Annotated in this window: 16 protein-coding genes; 5 read left to right on the top strand and 11 right to left on the bottom strand. The window is 69.4% G+C overall.

Annotated elements, in window-relative coordinates; translation table 11 throughout:
• Positions 1-11: 11 nt before the first annotated feature.
• The 5 genes from AAEX57_RS08600 to AAEX57_RS08580 are packed head-to-tail and all read right to left on the bottom strand — an operon-like array spanning position 12 to position 4,477.
• Complete coding sequence (locus AAEX57_RS08600) at positions 12-1,364, bottom strand: NADH-quinone oxidoreductase subunit D (RefSeq protein WP_342091929.1); 1,353 nt, start codon at positions 1,362-1,364, stop codon at positions 12-14.
• Positions 1,364-2,125 (bottom strand): NADH-quinone oxidoreductase subunit C, encoded by a 762-nt coding sequence (locus AAEX57_RS08595; RefSeq protein ID WP_446721128.1) that lies wholly within the window; start codon positions 2,123-2,125, stop codon positions 1,364-1,366. The genes AAEX57_RS08600 and AAEX57_RS08595 overlap by 1 nt, the downstream gene beginning before the upstream one ends.
• Before the next feature lie 14 nt (positions 2,126-2,139).
• Positions 2,140-2,688 (bottom strand): NADH-quinone oxidoreductase subunit B, encoded by a 549-nt coding sequence (locus tag AAEX57_RS08590; protein WP_342091927.1) that lies wholly within the window; start codon positions 2,686-2,688, stop codon positions 2,140-2,142.
• A 27-nt stretch (positions 2,689-2,715) separates the two neighbouring features.
• Complete coding sequence (locus tag AAEX57_RS08585; RefSeq protein ID WP_342091926.1) at positions 2,716-3,075, bottom strand: NADH-quinone oxidoreductase subunit A; 360 nt, start codon at positions 3,073-3,075, stop codon at positions 2,716-2,718.
• Between the two features lie 58 nt (positions 3,076-3,133).
• Entirely contained in the window at positions 3,134-4,477 is a 1,344-nt protein-coding gene (locus AAEX57_RS08580) for a geranylgeranyl reductase family protein (RefSeq protein ID WP_342091925.1), read from the bottom strand.
• A 256-nt stretch (positions 4,478-4,733) separates the two neighbouring features.
• Between AAEX57_RS08580 and AAEX57_RS08575 the strand changes: the two genes are divergently transcribed.
• On the top strand, positions 4,734-5,981 hold the full coding sequence (locus tag AAEX57_RS08575; protein WP_342091924.1) for an isochorismate synthase: 1,248 nt from the start codon (positions 4,734-4,736) through the stop codon (positions 5,979-5,981).
• Between the two features lie 9 nt (positions 5,982-5,990).
• Here the strand turns inward: AAEX57_RS08575 and AAEX57_RS08570 are convergent, their stop codons facing one another.
• Positions 5,991-7,778: a DUF6297 family protein gene (locus tag AAEX57_RS08570; RefSeq protein WP_446721126.1), complete on the bottom strand. Its 1,788-nt coding sequence runs from the start codon at positions 7,776-7,778 to the stop codon at positions 5,991-5,993.
• Positions 7,775-8,428 (bottom strand): ABC transporter ATP-binding protein, encoded by a 654-nt coding sequence (locus AAEX57_RS08565; RefSeq protein ID WP_342091923.1) that lies wholly within the window; start codon positions 8,426-8,428, stop codon positions 7,775-7,777. Before AAEX57_RS08565 ends, AAEX57_RS08570 begins: the two co-directional genes overlap by 4 nt.
• Between AAEX57_RS08565 and AAEX57_RS08560 the strand changes: the two genes are divergently transcribed.
• A complete protein-coding gene (locus AAEX57_RS08560) occupies positions 8,418-9,161 on the top strand; it encodes a demethylmenaquinone methyltransferase (protein WP_342091922.1) in 744 nt (247 codons plus the stop codon). The two genes, AAEX57_RS08565 and AAEX57_RS08560, sit on opposite strands and share 11 nt — an antisense overlap.
• Before the next feature lie 13 nt (positions 9,162-9,174).
• Positions 9,175-10,872 carry a TM0106 family RecB-like putative nuclease gene (locus tag AAEX57_RS08555; RefSeq protein ID WP_342091921.1) on the top strand — a complete coding sequence of 566 codons (1,698 nt, stop codon included), beginning with the start codon at positions 9,175-9,177 and terminating at the stop codon, positions 10,870-10,872.
• A gap of 124 nt (positions 10,873-10,996) precedes the next feature.
• Here AAEX57_RS08555 and menD read toward each other — a convergent pair whose 3' ends face one another.
• From menD to AAEX57_RS08535, 4 genes are read right to left on the bottom strand one after another with little or no spacing between them, the layout of a single operon-like run.
• Entirely contained in the window at positions 10,997-12,634 is a 1,638-nt protein-coding gene (gene menD, locus AAEX57_RS08550; RefSeq protein WP_342091920.1) for a 2-succinyl-5-enolpyruvyl-6-hydroxy-3-cyclohexene-1-carboxylic-acid synthase, read from the bottom strand.
• Positions 12,631-13,575, bottom strand: coding sequence for an o-succinylbenzoate synthase (locus tag AAEX57_RS08545; protein ID WP_342091919.1), 945 nt, complete (start codon positions 13,573-13,575; stop codon positions 12,631-12,633). The genes menD and AAEX57_RS08545 overlap by 4 nt, the downstream gene beginning before the upstream one ends.
• A gap of 32 nt (positions 13,576-13,607) precedes the next feature.
• On the bottom strand, positions 13,608-14,483 hold the full coding sequence (locus tag AAEX57_RS08540) for a 1,4-dihydroxy-2-naphthoate polyprenyltransferase (RefSeq protein WP_342091918.1): 876 nt from the start codon (positions 14,481-14,483) through the stop codon (positions 13,608-13,610).
• 6 nt (positions 14,484-14,489) lie between these two features.
• On the bottom strand, positions 14,490-15,659 hold the full coding sequence (locus AAEX57_RS08535) for an AMP-binding protein (RefSeq protein WP_342091917.1): 1,170 nt from the start codon (positions 15,657-15,659) through the stop codon (positions 14,490-14,492).
• A gap of 84 nt (positions 15,660-15,743) precedes the next feature.
• On the opposite strand from AAEX57_RS08535, the gene AAEX57_RS08530 reads away from it, so the two are divergent.
• Together AAEX57_RS08530 and AAEX57_RS08525 are read left to right on the top strand one after the other, a co-directional pair.
• Entirely contained in the window at positions 15,744-17,045 is a 1,302-nt protein-coding gene (locus tag AAEX57_RS08530; protein ID WP_342091916.1) for an MFS transporter, read from the top strand.
• 43 nt (positions 17,046-17,088) lie between these two features.
• Positions 17,089-18,696, top strand: a complete 1,608-nt coding sequence (locus AAEX57_RS08525) for an inositol monophosphatase family protein (RefSeq protein WP_342091915.1) — start codon at positions 17,089-17,091, stop codon at positions 18,694-18,696.
• Positions 18,697-18,704: the final 8 nt, after the last annotated feature.

Below are 18,704 nucleotides of genomic sequence, written 5' to 3'. Positions count from 1 at the left end.
GTGCGTGGCGCTCATCGGTCAACGCCACCCATGACGGGGTCGATGGAGGCGATGGCCGGGACGACGTCGGAGAGCATGCCGCCCTCGGTCAGTGCCGGCAGCGCCTGCATGTGGTTGAAACCTGGGTCGCGCAGGTGCGCCCGGTAGGGACGGCTTCCGCCGTCGCTGACCAGGTGCATGCCCAGCTCGCCGCAGGGGTTCTCGATTGCCACGTAGACCTGGCCGGCGGGCACCTTGAAACCCTCGGTGACGATCTTGAAGTGGTGGATCAGCGCCTCCATGGATTCACCCATGATGTGCTTGATGTGCTCATGGGAGTTGCCCTGGCCGTCGGGGCCCAGCGCCAGCTGCGCGGGCCACTTGATGTGCGGGTCCTCGACCATCACCGGCTGTCCCATGGTGGCCTCCAACTTGGTGATGCACTGCTTGAGGATGCGCACGGACTGGTTCATTTCCTCCAGACGGATCCGGAAGCGTCCGTAGCAGTCGGGGGTGTCCCACGTGACCACGTCGAAGTCGTAGTTCTCGTAGCCGCAGTAGGGCTGCGTCTTGCGCAGGTCCCACGGGTAGCCGGCGGCGCGCAGCACGGGGCCGGTGACGCCCAGGGCCATGCAGGCACTGAGGTCCAGGGTGCCGACGTCGACGGTGCGGGCGCGGAAGACCGGGTTGGTGTTGCAGAACTGGCCCAGCTCCGGCAGGTACTTCTCCATCCGGGCCACCAGGGCGCGCAGTCGGTCCAGCCCGTCGTCGGGCAGGTCCACGGAGACACCGCCGGGACGCACGTAGGCATTGTTCATCCGCAGACCCGTGACGGCCTGCAGGAATTCCAGGGTGATCTCGCGCTCGCGCAGCGCCACCTCGGCCACCGAGGAGGCACCCAGTTCCAGACCGCCGGTGCCCACCGCAATCAGGTGGGAGCCGATCCGGTTGACCTCCATGGCCATCACGCGCAGCACGTCGGCCCGCTCGGGGGCCTGGATGCCCAGCAGCTTCTCCACGCCGAGGCAGTAGACCACCTCGTTGAAGATGCTGGCCACGTAGTTGGCGCGGGTGATGTAGGTCACGCCCTGCGTCCAGGTGCGGTACTCCATGTTCTTCTCGATGCCGGTGTGCAGGAAGCCGATGCCGGGGCGCAGCGAGATCACGGTCTCGCCGTCCAGTTCCAGGATCAGGCGCAGCACGCCGTGCGTCGACGGGTGGTGCGGACCGAAGTTGATCACGATCGTCTCGTCGCCACGCTCGGCGTGCTCGCTGACGATCTCGTCCCAGTCGGCACCCTGGGTCAGGTAGACGTGGTCGACGGGGGCCTCACCGGGCGCCGCGTAGAGGTCAGTCACGGTTTCCTCATTGCTGTAGTGGCTCATCAGTAGCTCCTGCGCTGGTCCGGCGGCGGCACCGTCGCGCCCTTGTACTCCACCGGGATGCCACCCAGCGGGTAGTCCTTGCGCTGCGGGTGCCCGGCCCAATCGTCGGGCATCAACACGCGGGTCAGGCCGGGGTGGCCGTCGAAGATGATCCCGAACATGTCCCAGGCTTCACGCTCGTGGAAGTCGGCCATCGGGTAGGTAGCCACCACGGAGTCGACGTGCGGGTGGCCGTCGGGCAGCGTCACCTCAAGCCGCAGGCGGCGGTTGTGGGTGATCGAGAGCAGCTGGTAGACCACGTGCAATTCCTCGCCGGGCTGCTCCGGGTAGTGCACACCGCTGATCACGCTGCACACCTCGAAGCGCAGCGCCGGGTCGTCGCGCAGCTGGCGGCAGACGGCGGCGATCGCCTCACGCCGCACGAACAGGGTCAGCTCGTCGCGGTCCACGATCACGCGGCCGGTGGAGTAGCCCGGAACCCGGGCCTCCAGGGTGTCGGCCACCTCGTCGAACCAACCGCCGAAGGGGCGCTGGGCGACGCCCGGGGCCTCCACGGTACGGGTGATCCCGGCATAACCCGAGGTGTCGGGCGAACCCTTGCCCCACATGCCCTGGCTCTGCTTCAACACATAGCTGCCCTCATGGGTCTGCGCCTGGTGGACCTCCACCTGACCGGGATCCAGCCGGCCCGACGGCTGCGCGTCCTCGCGCTCGACGCCGGCCTTGGGGGCGGCCTCGGGATCGGTGACGCGTTCGTTGATGGTCTTGTCCTCGCTCATCGCATGAGGCCCTTCATCTCATGGGTGGGGGTGGCCACCAGGGCGGCCTGCTCGTCGCGCTCCTGCTTGCGCTTCATGTCGCCCAGCAGCGGGTAGTGCTGGATGTCGGCGCGCAGCTTGAAGATGGCGTCGATCAGCTGGTCCGGGTTGGGCGGGCAGCCGGGCAGGTAGTAGTCCACGGGCACAATGTGGTCGACGCCCTGCACGATGGCGTAGTTGTTGAAGATGCCGCCCGAGCTGGCGCAGGCGCCCATCGAGATCACCCACTTGGGGTTGGGCATCTGGTCGTAGAGCTGACGCACGACGGGCGCCATCTTCTGGCTCAACCGGCCGGAGACGATCATCAGGTCGGCCTGGCGGGGCGAGGCGCGGAAGACCTCGTGACCCCAACGGGCGGCGTCATGCCGCGGGCCGCCGTAGGAGATCATCTCGATGGCGCAGCAGGCCAGACCCATGGTCAGCGGCCAGAACGAGGTCTTGCGCAGCCAGCCAACGACGGCTTCGGAGGAGGCGAGCAGGACGCTGCCGTCTTCTTCGGTGCTCATGTGGGTTTCCCTTCGTTTCGCTGGAGCTCAGTCCCAGTCCAGGCCGCCGCGGCGGTAGATGTAGAAGTAGGCGATGAAGACCGTGACCATGAACAGCAGCATCTCCACCACGGCAAAGGTGCCGAGCTTGTTGAAGGAGACCGCCCACGGGTAGAGGAAGACGATCTCGATATCGAAGATGATGTAGAGCATCGCGATCACGTAGTACTTGACCGGGAAGCGACCACCCCCCTGCGCCTGCGGCGTCGGATCGATGCCGCACTCGTAGGTCTCGAGCTTCGTCCGGTTCGGCTGGTTGGGGCTGAACAGCATGTTCAGTGCCACCATCACCAGCACGAAGACGGCGCCCAAGGCTGCCAGACCGGTGATCGCAATGTAGGGGTTCATGCCCTTGCGCCCTTCCTGAGGTGTGCTTGCTTCATTCTTGCCCGAACTTGCCTCATCGTCATGCCTTGGGGGCCAGACGGGTCAGCGTGTTGATGATGTGGTCATCCAGGTCGCCGCCCCGGGCGTCGGTCAAGTTGGCCAGCAACTTGTGCACCAGGCGCATCAGGCGACGCCGCGGAAGGCCGTACTTGATGCACACGTGCATCACGGCGGGCTTGCCGATCAGCCACGCGAAGACGTGACCGAGCCGGAAATATCCACCGAAACTTCCTTCCAAACGCGAACTGTATCCCGCCAGCGCCCGCTCGGCGGCGGCGGTCCCCATCCCTTGGGCGTGGGCGGAGGCGATCGCGTCGGCGGCCAGCTCCGCGGCCTCCAGCGCGTAGTCGATTCCCTCGCCATTGAACGGGTTCACCATGCCGCCGGCGTCGCCCACCAGCAGCAGGCCGCGGGCATAGGCGGGCTTGCGGTTGAAACCCATCGGCAACGCGGCGCCACGGATCGGGCCCAGCCGGTTCTCCTCCGTCAGCTCCCACTCCGGCGGCGTGGCCGCCAGCCAGGTGCGCATCAGGTCCTTGTAGTCGGTCTTGCCGAAGGCCTCCGAGCTGTCCAGCATCCCCAGCCCGACGTTGACGATGGTCTGACCCTGCGCGTTGGTGCCCATCGGGAAGATCCAGCCATAGCCGGGCAGCACGTTGGACGTGCCCGGTTCCCCGTCCCAGAGCTCGAGCCAGGATTCCATGAAGTCGTCGGTGCCGCGGGGGCTCTGGTAATAGGCCCGTACCGCGACGCCCATCGGGCGCTTGTCCAACTTGTGTACGCCCATCGCGACGCCCAGCCGGGAGCTGACACCGTCGGCGGCCACCACCACAGGAGCCAGGAACTGCCGACCGTCCTTGGTGCTCACGCCAATGATCCGCTGGGTCTGCTCGTCCAGGATCGGTGCGGTGACGTTGGCGCCCTCCACCAGCTCGGCGCCCAGCGAGGCGGCATGCCGGGCGAGCTTCTCGTCCAGATCCATCCGGGCGCAGGTCAGGCCGAAGTTGGGGAAGTCGGCCAGATCGGGCCACGGCATGAACAGGTCCTTGCCATTGGCCGCGGTCAGCTCACCCCCGTAGATCTTGAGGCCCTCGTTGCGATGGAAGCCGTTGGCCTCGCTGATGTCCACGCCCAGCTTCACCAGGGCACGCACCGCGCGCGGGGTGAGGCCGTCCCCGCAGATCTTGTCCCGCGGAAAGGTGGCCTTCTCCAGCAGCACGACATCGAGCCCGCGACGCGCGAGATGGGCCGCCGTACCGGACCCGCCCGGACCGGCACCGACGACGATCACGTCGGCACGACGCGGCTCGGCGGGGCGGTTTTCGGGGTCGGCGGCAGGCACGGACGACGCAGACTGCGACATCAGCACTCCTGACCACTTGACTCCCCGGACCGAGTGACACCGATCTGCACTACGACAGGTCTGCGGGGGCCTTACCGGGCTGAGTCTAGGGCCAAGCCGACGGCGAACCCAACCTGCCACCCCGTCGGTGCCATTTACAGACTGACTAGGCCAAATGAAAACCATTTTCGCAACAGAACACTTGCCGAATTAGACATGTTGACCGGATTGATCGAGCCATTGAGCGGTCGGACACGTGAATGGGTACCATGCTTCGGTGATCTTGAACCCGGGCTCCGAGCGCTTGCGTGCACGTACTGTCTCCATTCCCGACCCGGGAAACCTCGAGCGTTTCCTGTCGCCGGGCGATTCCCAGGTCTTCCTGCGCCGCGGCGATGGCGTCGTGGGTATCGGTGAGGTCGCCCGCTTCACCACCGATTCGCTGGCCGCCGCCGACGTGTGGTGGAACGAGTTCGTCGCGGACCTGGAGAACGAGACCGAGCTGCCCGGCGTCTCCGGCACCGGGCCGCTGGCCTTCGGCTCCTTCAGCTTCGACGGGGACCACTCCGACGAGCCGTCGGTGCTGATCGTGCCCGAGGTGGTGGTCGGCCGCCGCCGCGGGCAGGCCTGGATGACCCGGATCGGCCATGGCGACGTCACCGACCAGATGCCCCAGCTGCAGGCCCCGCCCGTCGGGCCGGGTCAGGTGGAATTGCACGACGGCACGCTCGACGCCGAGGCCTGGCAGCAGACCGTCGCCGAGGCCGTGGCGATGATCAAGCGCGGCGAGGTGAACAAGGTGGTGCTGGCCCGCGACATCGTCGCGCGGGCCGAGCAGCCGATCGACCCCTGCTGGCTGGTGAACCAGCTGGTCAACCGCTACCGGGACTGCTGGACCTATCTGGTGGACCGCACCGTGGGTTCCTCCCCCGAGATGCTGGTGCGCACCGAGGGCGGGCTGGCCACCTCCCGCGTGCTGGCCGGTACCGTACGTCGCCCCTATGCCGCTGACACCTCCGAGCTGGCCACGGTACTGAACGGCTCGATGAAGGACCTGCGCGAGCACGAGTACGCCGTGGAGAGCGTGGCCCGCGGCCTGGAGGGCTGGTGCACCGGGATGAATGTCCCCGACGCGCCCTATGTGCTGGAGCTGCCGAATGTGCTGCATCTGGCCACCGACATCACCGGAGTGGTGCGCGAGGGCACCTCGTCGCTGGCCCTGGCGGCGGCCCTGCACCCGTCGGCCGCGGTCTGCGGCACCCCGACCCAGACCGCCCGCGAGCTGATCGCTGAACTGGAACACCTGGACCGGGGGCACTATGCCGGCCCGGTGGGCTGGATCGACTCCTGCGGCGACGGTGAGTGGGCGATCGCGCTGCGCGGCGGCCAGCTCTCGGCCGTGGACCCGCACGAGATGCACCTCTATGCCGGCTGCGGCATCGTGCGCGAATCCGTGCCCGCCGAAGAGGTTGCCGAGACCATGGCCAAGTTCACCCCGATGCGCCAGGCGCTCACCGGGGAGTGACCCGCCCGCTCAGCGCTTGCGCTTGACCACCTTCCTGGGGGTCTGCTTGCGCGGCGCCTGCTTGCCCTGACCCTGCGTGGTGGGGCCCTGCTTGGCGGCAGTGGCGCCCGACGGCCTGGCCGCCTGCTTCGGTGCCGAGGACTTGGGCGCGACGACGGTCTTGGCGACCGGCTTCTTCTCCCCTGCCCGTTCGGCCCGGGCCTCGGCCAGCTGCCGCTTCTGTTCCTCCTGCTGTTCCATCAGCGCCTGTTGGTCGATGCCGCCCATCCGCAGGACGCTGAAGCTGATCGCGGCCAGCACCAGCGAGACCCACGGACTGAAGCCCAGGATCACCGGCAGGGTGATCAGCGCCACCATGTCAAAGCCGCGGATCAGGTTGAACGCCAGGCCGGGCGGCATGGCACCGGCACTGGTGGAGACCATCGGGCCGCCGTAGTCGGCGGGCTTGGCGGAGACCCAGCGAATTGCGGCCACCAGGCCGGCGACGGCGCAGACCACGGCCACCAGGACGCTGCGGCCCGGATCGGGCTGTGTCTGGGTGCCGAGCCCGAGGAAGGCGGGCACCACCGCCAGCCCCCACAGCGCGGTCAGCACGGCGGGGACGATGGTGGTGGCGGTGCGGATCTCCGACGTGCTCCACGGCAAACTGCGGGCCAGGCCCTTGGTGCGGGTCAGTACCCGCAGGCTGCCGAAGAAGGGGATCAGGGCAGACATCAGCACCAGCGCGGAGATGGCGGCATTCAGCGAGCCTAGGCCCAGCGCCTGCACGGCATAGGGCACCACGACGCTGACCGCCAGAAGTGCCAGCGGCTTGGGAAAGCGAACCAGTCGCTGCACGTCGCGCCAGACCAGGGCCTGGATGCCGGTTCCCCGTCCCCGGGTGGGCCGGACGCTGCCGCGGGCCTGCGCGTCGCGCTCCACCAGGATGTCACGCATCAGGCCGAAGTCCAGGGCGAACATGGCGCCCTGCATGCCGCTGGCCAGCGATCCGCCGCTCAGCAGCCGGGCGCGCCGGATCTGGCCCAGCCGGGAGCGGGCGATCAGCCCGGCCACCGTCATCAGCAGCGCACCGAGCGCGGCGGTCAGGCCGGCCAGCTGGAGGGTGCGGTCATTGCCGATGTGGATCGAGGCCTTGCCGGTGGCGGTGGCGACGACGGCCAGCAGGGTGGCGACGCCGGCCAGCGAGACCAGCAGGTGCAGGGCGCGCACGGTCCAGGTGCGTTCGGCGCCCTGTTCCGCGGCCGCGACGGCCACCAGACCCGCGGCTCCCAGACCCGTCGCGCCGGCCCAGGCGAGCACCGCCACGCCGGGTGAACCGGTCAGCGCGGCCACAAGGGCCCCCATCGCGGCGCCCCCGACGAGGGCCAGCAGGATGGCCAGGACCAGCCGGCTGCCGAGCAGCTTGGCGCGGCGCAGCGGGGCGTCCATCAGCCAGAAACCCTCGGCGGCCGAGGCCAGCACCGGGCCGAACATCCGGCAGGCGGCCAGGGTCAGCGCCAGCGAACCGAAGAGCGCGGCCCAGGGCAGCAGCCCTCGACCGGACAGGCAGGTCTGGGTGGTGCAGGAGCTGGCGGCCTGCTGCGCGCTGATGATCACATTGATCACCATGGCGGCGATCATCACCACGGTGAAGACCGCGATGTAGGCGTCGGACAGGGCCTGACGCAGGTTGCGGGTGGCGCGGCCCTTGCGCCAGTCCTTCATCAGCAAGAGCAACTGGCGCTCGTCGGCCTCGTGCTGGGGTACCAGCGGTTCGGCGTGCTCGGCCATGGTCTCGTGAGCGGGGGTGCTGCTCATCCGCGCGGCCCGCCCAGCTCCACCTCACGGGCGCCCAGGGCGGCCACCAGGCTGGGTTCGTGCGAAGCCATCACGATGGCCAGGCCGTCGTCCAGATCCTGCCGCAGCCGCCGCCCGAGCCACGCGATGCCCTCGACGTCGAGCCGCTGTTCGGGCTCGTCCAGTACCAGCAGCTTGCGGGGGCGGACGAAGGCGGTGGCCAGGGCCAGGCGCCGACGCTGACCGGAGCTGAGCGTTCCCGGAAGCTGACCGGCCTGCGGCACCAGCTGCACCTGGTCGAGCACCTCGTCCACCAGCGTGTCGGGATCGGCCTGGCCGTGGGCGCGGGCCAGCAGGTCCAGGTGCTCCACGACGGACAGGTCGGGGAAGAAATCCAGGTCGTCGATCACGGTGGCCACATTGCGTCGCACGTCGGGATTGGTTTCCCGCATGGGCATTCCGCAGACCTCGACGGTACCCTCGGTGGGGCGATCGGCGCCGATGATGCAGCGCAACACCGTGGACTTGCCCGCGCCATTGCGCCCCGTGAGCGCGATGGCCTCGCCCTCGCCCACCTCCAGGTTGAAGTTGTCGACGATCACGTGCTCGCCGTAGGACTTGGTGAGGTTGGAGACCTTCAGGACGGTCTTGCGTTTGGCCATGGGCTCCATTCTGCGCCATCCGCGCGGGGTGTGGAAAAATGGCCGGGTGTTCGAGACCCGTGCCACCCTTGCCAAGCGACGTGCCGACGTTGCCCAGATGTTCGACGGCGTGGCCCAGCGCTACGACCTGATGAACGACGTGTTGACCTTCGGGCTGCTGCGCCAGTGGCGCCGCGACACCGTCGAGGCGGTCGATCCGAAGCCGGGCCACCTGATCCTTGACCTGGCGGGCGGCACCGGAAGCTCGGCCGCCAGCTTCGCCGTCGAGGGCGCGGAGGTCTTCCCCACCGACCTGAGCCTGGGGATGCTGCGGGTGGGGCGCCAGCGCCAGCCCGGGCTGCAGTTCGTCGCCGGCGACGCACTGCAACTGCCCTTTGCCGACAACACCTTTGACACCGTCACCATCAGCTACGGCCTGCGCAATGTGGAGGACACCGTCGGCGCGCTGCGCGAGATGCTGCGGGTCACCAAGCCGGGCGGGCAGGTGGTGATCTGCGAGTTCACCCACCCGACCAACCGCGCCTTCGCCTTTGTCTACGAGCAGTGGCTCCCCCGGGTGCTCCCGCTGCTCAGCAAGGTCTCCAGCAATCCGGCGGCCTATGAGTACCTCTTCGAGTCGATCCTGGCCTGGCCGCCGCAGGAGGAGCTGGCCGAATTGATGAGCCAGGCCGGTTGGCAGGCCGTGGGCTGGCGCAACCTCAGCCAGGGAATCGTCGCCCTGCACCGTGGCTGGAAGGCCTGAGGTAGCGGCTGCGATGGCGATCATTCTTGACCCCTACGCGGCTCGGTCCTGCCCGGTCAAGACGCAGAACCGTTACGACCCGACGGTCCAGACCCCGCAGAGCCAGCCCGACGAGGCCCTGCAGGAGCTCTTCGCCGGTGGCAAGGCCTACGAGGACGAGGTGCTGCAGACCCTCTCCCGCAGTTCCGACGCGCTGGACCTGCGCGAGCTGCCGGACCGTACCAAGGCGGAGCAGCTGACCTTGGAGGCGCTGGCGGAGGGTCGCTCCATGGTGGTCGGGCCGCAGCTGCCCATCGACGTCGCTGGGCATCGCAAGGGCCACCCGGATGCGCTGGTGCGCGGGGCTGACCAGGCCGACGGCCGCCCCGGCTACCGGCCGGTGGAGGTGAAGCGGCACCGGGTGCTGGAGCTCACCCACGCCGAATGGCCCTGCCGGTTCGCACGCCTGACCGAGCCCACCGAGGACTTCGAGAAGGTCGGTTACGTCTTCCGCTCCTCCCGCGAGGGTGACCTGCTGCAGATGGTGCACTACTGGCGGCTGCTGGAGGCCGCCGGTTTTGCCTGCGGCGGCGCACCGACGGCGGGGGTGGTGGGCACCGACCAACCGTTCACGCCACACCAGCCGGTGATCAGCTGGGTGGATCTCTCCCGCAAATTCCTGCGCACCTTCTCCCGTACCGCGGTCAGCGGCTGGAAGCTGCGCAGCGCGCTGGAGCGCTATGACCACGAGTTCGGCTTCCGGGTGAAGGTGGCGCAGGTGGCCAGCCGTCGCACCGGCGGCGACGACGACCCGCGCCCGATGGTGGCGCCGATCGTGGTGCGCGAATGCGACCACTGCACCTGGTGGGAGGCCTGCAAGCCGCAGCTGCGCGACGACGACCTGAGCCTGCGGATCAGCAAGTCCCCGCTGGACGTGCGGGAGATCAGCGTGCTGCGCAGCCGAGGGATCAACACCCTGGCGGATCTGGCCAGCACCGACGTCGAGGCGCTGATGGAGAGCTATCTGCCGGAGGTGGCGCACCGCTCGGGCGCCGACTCGCGGCTGCGACTGGCGGCCCGCCGGGCGTCGCTGATGCTGGCCGGGGTGGAGCTGGAGCGGCTCAACGAGGACCCGATCGACCTGCCCGAGGTGAGCCTGGAGATCGACTTCGACATCGAGACCTCCGCCGGGGACCGGGTCTACCTGTGGGGCTTCCTGATCGACGACCGCCAGAGCGACAATCCGCCCTTATACAAGGCCATCTCCCGCTTCGAGGAGCTGGACAACCGCTCCGAGGAGGAATTGGCGGCAGAGGCGATCGGCTGGCTGGATCGTGTGCTCACCGAACGCCCCGACACGCTGGTCTACCACTACTCGGACTATGAGGTGGTGCACCTGATGCGGCTGGCCCGACGAATGGACGATCCGCACGTGCTGGCGGCCGCCAACCGGGTCAAGGCGCACTTCGTGGACATGTTCACCCTGATGAAGGGGCAGTTCTTCGGCACCAATGGGTTGGGGCTGAAGGTGGTGGCCCGCTCCGGGCCCGGCTTCGAGTGGCGCGACGACGACCCGGGCGGCCTGAACTCTCAGAAGTGGTTCCGCGACGCGGTCATCGGCCCCGATGAGCTGACCCGCACCGAGGCCACCACCCGGGTACTGGAGTACAACGAGGACGATGTGCGGGCCACCCACCAGCTGCGCGGCTGGCTGCGCGGCCTGGACGCCTGATCCGCAGGCCCAACCTGAGCGCACGGCAGGGCCCCTCGACTAACTCGGGGATCGTGTCAGGGTTGGGCGCCTGGGTTGGGTGCTCCACGGACTCAACCACGATGGCCGAGCCTGTCGGAGCCCCTCAGAGGGCGGCCACGCGTTGCGCCCAGGCCCGACGCCCGTCGCGGCTGACCGGCACCACCAGGAGTTCGGGGCCGCGCACCGGCACCCGCAGTCGCTGGCCCAGCTCCTCGGCGTCGGTGACCGTGGCGCTGGCCCAGCCGTGCGCGGCGGCCAGCCCGGCCAGCTCGACGGTGTGCGGGGTGCCGAAGACCTTCTCGAAGCTCGCCCGGTGTTCCGCGGCGCCCTGCTCCAGGGTGTGGAAGATGCTGCCGCCCCGGTCATCGACCACCACCAGCCGCAGCCGGGGCCGCTCCTCCAGGCTGCCCAGCCACAGGCCGCCGGCGTCGTGCAGGAAGGTCAGGTCACCCAGCAGGCAGGTGGTGGGCTGGTCCAGGGCCAGGGCGATCCCGGCGGCGGTGGAGATCACCCCGTCGATGCCCGCCAGCCCGCGATTGGCATAGACCCGGGTTGCCAGCGTGGCCGGGGCCTCGGGGATGGGCGCCAGGTCGGCATCGCGGATCGGGTTGGAGGAGCCCAGCACCAGCACCTGACCTGCCGTGCGATCCACCACCAGGTTGGCCACCTGCTGCGCGCTGAGCACCGGCTCCTGCCCCACCTCCGGGCGCTCGGCCAGCTCGATCCGGGTCTGCATGTCCAGATCCGCCGTCAGCCACTGGTTCAGCCAGTGTTCGTCGGCGGCCGGGGCAAGATCAACATCGTCGACGACGGCGCTGGCGGTGAAACCCGGATCTGGCCACCCGGCCCGCTCGGTGACCATGATCACCTCGACGTCGGGGCGGCGCAGCAGCCGGGTGATCGACCGAGACAAGGTGGGATGCCCGAAGACCAGCACCCGCTGGATCCGCCCACCAAGATCATCCTTGCCCAGCAGCAGCCGATAGCTGGAGATGGCCCGGCCGATCCGGGCATTGCTGGAGGGCTCTGCCAACAACGGCACCCGGCCCGCCTCGGCGACGGCGGCGGCCCGACGCCCCAGCGCTGGCGAGGCGTCGCCAGCCAGCACCACGGTGCGGGGCTGGCCGTCGAGCGGGAGCGCCGGGCCGGGCTGGCTGGCGTCGATCCGCCACGGCCCGGGCTGGTCCAGCTCTTCGTCGGTGGGCATCAGGGGCTCGTCGAGCTGCAGGTTGACCTGCACCGGGCCCGGGTTGCGGGTGCGGGTGCCCGCGGCCAGCGCCAGCGCGGTGCGCAGCTGGAAGCGCCAGGACGCCGGGTGGCCGTCACTGCCCAACTGCACCTGATGGCGCACCTGACTGGCGAACAATCCGAACTGGTTTCCGGTCTGGTTGGCGCCGGAGTTGATCATGGTCAGCGGGCGGTCCGCGGAGAGCACCACCAGCGGGATGCCGGCCTGGTTGGCCTCCATCACCGCGGGCGCCAGGTTGGCCACACCGGTGCCCGAGGTGGTGACCACGGCGACGGGCTCACCCAGCGCCTTGGCGATTCCCAGCGCGAGGAAGCCCGCCGAGCGCTCGTCGATCCGGACGTGCAAGCGGAGGGGGGCCTCGACAGGCTCACTTGCGCGGTGCAGCGCCATCGAGAGCGGGGCATTGCGGGAGCCGGGAGCGAGCACCACGTGCCGCATCCCCGCTTGCCGGAGCTGTTCGACGATGCACTGGGCCAGTAGCCAGGAGCTCATCGGGCGGCCTCGGCCATCCGCACGGCCCAGGCCTCGACGCGATCGGTCGGGGCGGAGCAGGCGGCCATCCGCGCCGGATCCACCGTCACGTCGGTTACCGGGAGCTTCCCGTCGACGGCGATCAGTGCTTCGGCAGTGAGGTCGTCGGTGAACATCCGCAGCGTGTTCAGTCCGCAGGCGTACGGCAGGTCGGGCAGGGCGGCGGCCAGCGCGATCCCCATCCGGATGCCGATGCTGGTCTCCAGCGCCGAGCTGACCACCACCGGCAGACCAAGATCATCGGCCAGCTGCAGGCAGCGTCGCACTCCCCCGAGCGGCTGCACCTTGAGCACCGCGATGTCGGCGGCCTCCAGCTGCTTGACCCGTTCCGGGTCACCGCTTCGACGAATGGACTCGTCGGCGGCGATCGGGATGGCGATCCCCCGTCGGGCCAGTGTCTTGCGCAGGCGGGCCAGGTCTTCGGTCGGCAGCACCGGCTGTTCGGCATATTCCAGATCGAAGCGGCCGAGCTGGCGCAGGTTCGTCAGGGCCGTCTCCACGTCCCAGCCGCCATTGGCGTCGATCCTGATCTTGCCGTCGGGCCCCAGCGCGTCGCGCACCGCCTCCACCCGGGCAAGATCATCGGCCAGCGATTGGCCGGGCTCGGCCACCTTGACCTTGGCGGTAGCGCAGCCCGATTCCCGGGCGATCCGGTGGGCCTGCTCGGCGTCGACGGCGGGCACGGTGCAGTTCACCGGGATCGCGTCGCGCACCGGGGCGGGGAATCCGTGGTCCGCGGCCTCGCGGGCTGCGGCCAACCAGGGCCGGATCTCGTCGACGTCGTAGTCCAGGAAGGGGCTGAACTCGCCCCAGCCCGCCTCGCCGGCGAAGACGACGCCCTCGCGGGTGGTGATGCCGCGAAAGCGGGTTCGAAGCGGGATCTGGTAGACGTGCGTCGGCATGCAGGCCAGCCTAGCCCCGGGCCGGATGCGGCTCAGCCGAGCACGCAGCCGACGAACAGGCCCACCGAACAGGCCAGCTCGGCGAAGCCGGTGAGCTTCAGCACCCGGATCAGGGCCTTGCCGGTGGCGCCGCCGAGCACGGTGCGGGTGGCCGGCAGCAGGAAGATGAGCATCAGCAGACCCAGCAGCGCCCACCAGGTGGTGAGGGCGGCGACGGCGACGGTGCAGACCACGGCCAGGGCGCTCAAGCCGGCGAAGAAGCGTCGGGTGCCGGCATCGCCCAGCCGGGTGGCCAGGGTGCGCTTGCCCACCTCTCGGTCACCGACGATGTCCCGCAGATTGTTGGCCACCAGGATCTGGCAAGCCAGGATGCCGATCGCCACCGAGGCGGCCAGCGTCGCCCAGGTCACCCGACCCAGCTGCACATAGGTGGTGCCGCAGACCGCGACCAGCCCGAAGAAGATGAAGACGAAGACCTCTCCCAGCCCGGCATAGCCGTAGGGGTGCTCCCCGCCGGTGTAGTACCAGGCCGCCAGGATGCACAGCGCGCCGACGCCGACCAGCCACCAGTGGCCGGTGATCAGCACCAGCCCCAGGCCCGCCAGGGCGCCCAGGCCGAAGCAGCCGAAGGCGGCGGCCTTCACCTGGGCCGGGCGCGCAGCGCCGGACCCCACCAGGCGCATCGGGCCGACGCGGTCCTCGTCGGTGCCGCGAATGCCGTCGGAATAGTCATTGGCGAAGTTCACACCGATCTGCAGGGCCAGCGCGACGACGAAGGCCAGCAGCGCATGGCCCAGTCGGAATCCCCCGGAGAACCAGGCCGTGGCCGATCCGGCCAAGACCGGCGCCAGCGCCGCGGGAAGGGTGCGCGGGCGCGCCCCCTCGATCCATTCACCAACAGTTGCCACGAAAGCTCAGTCCTTCTTGTCCAACAGCTCGCCCAGCAGCGACTGCCGGTCAATCTTTCCACTACTCGTCCGCGGCAGGCCATCGACGCTTGTCAGGGCGCGCGGCAGGGCCGCCCGGCCCAGAGCGGGCGCCAGCCGGGCCTGCCACCAGACCAGGTCATGCGCTGAGCTGCTGATCAGGGTGATGCGGCTACCCCATTCCGCGTCGGGGACGGCCAGGACGACGCTGGTGCCCGGCTCCACCGCATCGACGGCGCGCTGCACCGCCGCCAGATCCACATTCACCCCGCCGGAGATCACCACGTCGTCCATCCGGCCGAGCACCCGCAGCCGGCCGTCGACGATCTGGCCGCGGTCCTGGGTGATCACGGTGCGCCCGTCCAGGGTCTGGGCGGTCAGCTCGGTGTTGAGCCGGTAGCCGCTGAAGGCCATCTCCCCGGTCAGCAGGATCCGGCCGGAGGGGGCCTCGGCGGGATCGGCCGTCGCGGCTGGGATCTGCGCACCCGATCCAAGCACGATCTCCGAGCCTGTCGAGGCGCCGGCCAGCCCCACACTCACCCCGGGTAGCGGCTCGCCGTCCCAGACGCAGCCGCCGCAGGTCTCGCTCATTCCATAGGTGGTGATCAGGTTCAGCCCCTGGTCACGGGCGGATTGCAGCAGGTCCGGATCCACGGCGGCGCCGCCCAGCAGGATCACGTCGTAGCGGGCCAGCGACGCCAGCACGTCGGGCCGCTCCATCGCGCGGAAGAGCTGGGTCGGCACGATCGAGATGGCATTCGGGCCGGGGGCCGGGGCCAGGTCCGACAGGTCACTGGTCGCGAAGCGCACCGGCCGCCCGGCGACGTGGGCCCGGACCAGCACCATCAGGCCGGCCACATAACCCACCGGCAGCACACAGGTCCAGGTCATCACCCCCAGCCGGGACTGGGCGGATTCGGCGGCGGCCAGCAGGGCGCGCCGGGAGAGCACCACTCCCTTGGGCACGCCGGACGAACCCGAGGTGGCCACCACCACCGCGGCATCGGCCTCGGTCACCGGCAGCTCTGGGCGGAGCATCGCCAGCGTCTGTTCGGGAACCTCCCCCACCGGTGCCAGCACCGTGCGGCCCGCAAGGGCGTCGGGCAGCAGGCCGGGCAGTTCGGCGGCCGAGCAAAGACGCAGGCTGGAAGAGGTCACCAGCAGACCGTATCCGAATGAGCGAATCCAGCGGTGGAGAGTTAGTCTGGTGCCCCCCACATCCCGTCAGGAGAGCAACCACCGGTGAGCCCCGCCACGTCCCAGACCTTTTCCTCGCTGAGCAATCCGAACTACCGGATCTGGTTCCTGGGAGGTCTGGTGAGCAATATCGGCGGCTGGATGGCGCGTACCGCGCAGGCCTGGCTGGTGCTGGTCATCCTGACCGACGGCAATGCCCAGGCGCTGGGCTACCAGACGGCGCTGATCTTCCTGCCCGCCCTGCTGCTGAACCCGATTGCCGGCAGCGTCGCCGACCGGTTGCCGAAGCGCACCATCCTGCTGGCCAGTGCGCTGGTGGGCCTGACCAGCGCGGCCGTGCTCTCGGTGTTGACCATCACTGGTCAGGTGAAGCTGTGGCAGGTCTTCGCGCTCTCCCTGCTGGACGGGCTGGGGATGGCCTTCGACAACCCAGCCCGGCAGGCCTTCGTCAGTGAGATCGTCCCCTTCGAGCAACTGCCCAATGCGATCAGCCTGAACTCCGCCAGCTTCAACGCGGCCCGGCTACTGGGCCCCGGCATCGGCGGCGCACTGATCGCGCTGGTGGGCACGGGTTGGGTGATTGCCGCCAATGTGGTGGCCTTCGCCGCCATGATCGCAGCCCTGCTCAGCATGAAGACCGAGCTCTTGCACCCGGCCAAGCCCGCCACCGGTCGCAGCGCCGGCTTCATGGCCGGCCTGCGCTATGTGAAGCGCCACCCCGACCTGATGGCGCTGCTCACCGTGGGTGTCGCCATCGGCGGTCTGGGCTTCAACTTCAACATCACCAATGCGGTGATGGCCACCCAGGCCTTCCACCGCGGTTCGGGTGACTACGGCATCATCGGTTCCTTCATGGGCATCGGCGCGCTGGTGGCGGCGCTGTGGTCGGCCCGACGGGGCAGCCCGCGGCTGCGGCACGTGCTGATGGGAATGGCCGGCTATGTGGTCTTCAACCTGGCCTCGGCGGTGAGCGGCAATTTCTGGCTCTTCGTGCTGCTGCAGGTGCCGGTGGGCTTCTTCACCATCACCGCGCTGGTCACGGCCAATTCGCTGCTGCAGACCGCCACCACGCCGCAGATGCGCGGCCGGGTGATGGCGCTGTGGGGGCTGACCATCTTCGGGATGGCGCCGATGGTCTCCCCGCTGGTGGGCTGGATCGGCAACCGCTTCGGCCCCCGTTTCACCCTGCTGTTCGGCGTGGTGGCGGTGGGCGTGATCCTGGTGGCGCTGACCGCGACGATCATGCACAACGACCGGATTCGGGTGCGCCTGGACTGGCACAAGCGGGCCCCGTGGATGCGGATCGAACGGCTGATCACCCAGGACGTCTCCGAGCTGCGGCGCTGACCAGTTCACCCTTTCGACACCCCGTACCCCTAGCGTGACGGTCATGAGCATCACCGTCGTGGCCCACCGGGGCGATTCCGAGACCGCCCGCGAGAACACCCCCGAGGCCTTTGCCGCCGCCGTCCAGGCCGGTGCCGACGTGGTGGAGCTGGACATTCGCACCACCCGGGACGGCACCTCGGTGGTGCTGCACGACGCCACCCTGCTGCGGCTGTGGGGCCTGCCGAACCGGGTGGACGCGATGGTCTCCTGCCCGGCCGCACCGGATGCCGCGGATGGCTGGATCGTGGGCAACATCAATGATGTGGGCAGCGGCGACTGTCGGATCCCCACCTTGGAGGAGACGCTGGCGCAATTCGTCGAGCTGAACCGGGAGCGCCGCACCCCCGTCACCATGCTGATCGACACGGTCGACGTCGACGACGCCCGAGCTGCGATCGCCGTGGTGCGGGCCTTCCAGAACGGCCCCGACGCCGATCTGGCGCCGATCAGTTGGTGCGGGGAGACCGACGCGATGCTGGTGGTGCGCGAGCAATTGCCCACCGCGGATCTGGCTTACAACCACGACGGCGGCGAGTTGGATCTGGAGATGGTGCGACGGCTGCGCCCGTCGGCCATCAACGTGGAGTGGACGCTGCTCACCGAACAGTTGGTGGGCCAGGTGCACCGGATGGGGCTGGAGCTGGCCTGCTGGACCATCAACGACGCCCGGACGATGAGCGTCGCGATCGACGCCGGGGTGGATCGGATCACCACCGACCGGCCGCGGCTGCTGCGACGACTGCTGAGCGGCGGCACCAGCCCGCTGGCCCTGGTGGGGCTGGATGTGGAGGCCTTCGCCGTCGCCACCGAGCTCAGCCTGGAAGCCGCCCGGATGGTGCGGGTGGCGCATGACCTGGCGGTCTGGGCCAATGGCTTCACCCGCACCGCGGCCCTGGGACGGGTGGGCAACAAGGCACATCCGGCGGATCTGGTGACCGAGGTGGACGTCGCGGTGGAGCGGCATGTGCGGGCGGTGATCGACCAGGCCTTCGACGGCAGGCACCTGGTGGTCGGCGAGGAGCTGGGCGGTGAGCCGGAGCCCGGCCGCCCCACGTGGTACCTGGATCCGGTGGACGGCACCACCAATCTGGCCAATGGCCTGCCGTGGACGTCGATGAGCCTGGCGCTGGCCGTCGACGGTGAACCGCTGGTGGCCGCCGTGGCGCAGCCGGCCATGGACAATGTCTTCCTGGCCGCCCGTGAGCTGGGCGCCACCCTGAACGGCGAGCCGCTCAAGCTGTCCGTCACCGAATCGCTGGCCGGGCGCACCGTGCTGACCGAGTGGGATGCCCACACCCCCTGGCCGGGGATGGACGACTTCCTGGCCGCGCTGGCCGTCGAGCACTGCACGCCGCGGATCATGGGTTCGGGAACCCTCACCCTGACCGGGATTGCGGCCGGCTGGGGCGCCGCGGGGGTGGTGCACGACTTCAACCCGATCGACCATCTGGCGGGCCTGCTGATCGGTCACGAGGCGGGTGCCGAGGTGTTGGACCTCGACGGCAACCACACGCTCTTCCCCGGCGACGGCGGGGTGCTGGTCGCCGCTCCCGGCGCGGGAGAATTGCTGCTCGACTGTCTTCAGAAATGTCCCCGCCCAGTGCTTTGATGGAAAGC

This window comes from Luteococcus sp. H91, assembly GCF_038433135.1.
Classification (GTDB): domain Bacteria; phylum Actinomycetota; class Actinomycetes; order Propionibacteriales; family Propionibacteriaceae; genus Luteococcus.
Note: the sequence above shows the minus strand (reverse complement) of the source record. Positions and strands in the feature narration are given on the sequence as shown.